Annotated in this window: 2 protein-coding genes and 1 pseudogene; 1 reads left to right on the forward strand and 2 read right to left on the reverse strand. The window is 71.6% G+C overall.

Features of this window, described 5'->3' with window-relative positions; all coding sequences use genetic code 11:
• Nucleotides 1-783: PrsW family intramembrane metalloprotease (locus tag G6026_RS13340; RefSeq protein WP_182613454.1), on the reverse strand; the 783-nt coding region annotated here is incomplete at its 3' end.
• Nucleotides 780-1475: a hypothetical protein gene (locus G6026_RS13345; RefSeq protein WP_182613455.1), complete on the reverse strand. Its 696-nt coding sequence runs from the start codon at nt 1473-1475 to the stop codon at nt 780-782. The genes G6026_RS13345 and G6026_RS13340, both read right to left, overlap by 4 nt.
• Before the next feature lie 219 nt (nt 1476-1694).
• Here G6026_RS13345 and G6026_RS13350 point away from each other — a divergent pair.
• Nucleotides 1695-1909: pseudogene (locus tag G6026_RS13350) on the forward strand (hypothetical protein); the annotation flags it as partial.

Here is a 1909-nt window from a genome sequence, read left to right on the forward strand (position 1 = left end):
CAGCCCGGCTCCGAGGGCGCGGTTGCGCTCGGCGCGGGGCCGGCCGAGGAACCACACGAGCCCCGCGCAGAACAAGGCCGAGAACAGGGTGTGCGACACGATCCCCAGGCCGCTGCGGATCAGGATCGTCTGGACCGCCGACTCGATCTGCTCGGAGCCGAAGTTCGCGGCGGAGGTCTGCGCGGCGTAGAGCATGTCCTCGGCCACCTGGAACCCCAGGCCCGTGAAGGCGCCGATCATGAACCCGTCGTAGGGGCTGCGCACCAGGTGGGAGGCCAGCCCGAGGATCAGGACCAGTGCGGTGGCCTTGGCGAACTCCTCGATGACGGGCGCGGCGAACGCGGCGCCCCACGCCGTTGACCAGGCGGTACCGAAGAGCTTGCCGTACAGCGAGAGCAGGGCGTCGTTGGCGTGGACGGCCATCCAGAACGTGCCGGCGGTGCCACCCCACACGAAGACCGTGGCCAGCATCGTCACGGACCGCGGGATGGAGCGGTCATGGAGTCGCAGGAACAGCCACCATGCCCCGCCGTAGAGCGCGAAGGCGACGGCTCCCACAGCGACCGCGACCGGGTAGAGCCTGGCGGCCTGCGAGGCGATCTGAACCAGGCTCACCACCCCGGCGGCGATGCCCAGGAGCAGCACCCAGAACGCCGGGTTGCGCGGCTGCCACAGCCGGAAACCCTGACCCCATCCTGACTCCTCGAGCGCACGGTCCCGGGCGGCGAGGAGGTCCGGATCGGGGGCGGTGTCGCTGCTCGCCGAGACGGTAGGGGTGCTCATCTCGGTCCTCCGTAGGTCAGGCTGCGCAGCGCCGCCTCGATCTCGGTGGCGTCGGCGGTGGACTGGCCGGGCTGGGATCGGGCGGCGAAGGTGATGGCGGTGGGGGCGGAGTCGAACTCGTGGTCCCAGCGCCCGCCGGCAGCCGGGCCGGAGCCGGACGGCAGGACGAACGCGGCCAGGACGCCGTCCCCTGATGTGGAGGTGAACGGCTCGCTGGTGCCGACCAGGCCGCTGTCGGTCGTCACCGACTGCCGCGCACCCGACACCCGCACACCCTTCTCGTGGACCGACAGGTGCTTCTCGGCTTCCGCCAGCAGCGCGTCGACATCGCCGGCGAAGACCCCCTGGGTGGCCGAGATGGTGGTGCCCCCGTCTGTGACCGTCGCCGTGGACCCCGCGTCCAGGGGTCCACTCGCGGGTTCGTCCCCGACCCGGACCCCCTGGGTGAGGTCCCATCCGACGGGCGGGGTGAAGTGCACGCCCTTGCCCAGATCGACGACGTCGCCGGCCGCGATCGGGTCGTTCCAGGAGACCGACCTGTCGAGCCAGGGCAGACCCAGTCCCCACACCAGGCCGATGGCCAGGACCACGGCCGCGGGGATCGCCTGGCTCCGGTCGAGGCCGAGAACACGGTGGTCGGAGTGGGTGCGAGAGGATTCCGGGGGGCTATCGGGAGGGGTCGTGGTGTTCACCCGTGAACATTTACACCTGCCGGCCGCGGCGCGGCGGGAATCGCGGTGAATCGGCCGGGGCGGGCGGGCGCCGACGGGAGCACCGTCCCGCCGGGCGTCGACGTCGGCGTCATCACCCCCTCGCGCACCGGGTAGGGCAGGAGCGTCGAGAACCCGCATCCGGTTCCGTCCCCCCGGTGAGGCGACCACACTGGGTCGCACAGTGCGAGGAGGATCACCATGGCCAAGTACCTGTTGCTCAAGCACTACCGGGGCGCGCCGGAGCCGCCCAACAACGTGCCCATGACCGAGTGGGCGCCCGAGGAGGTCTCCGCCCACATCCAGTACATGAACGACTTCGCCACCCGCCTGGAGGAGTCCGGCGAGTTCGTGGACGCCACCGCGCTGTCGGAGTCGGGGACGTGGGTGCGGTACGACGGCGAGGGCCGCCCGCC

Source organism: Dietzia sp. DQ11-38-2 (assembly GCF_014145055.1).
Taxonomy (GTDB): Bacteria; Actinomycetota; Actinomycetes; order Mycobacteriales; family Mycobacteriaceae; genus Dietzia.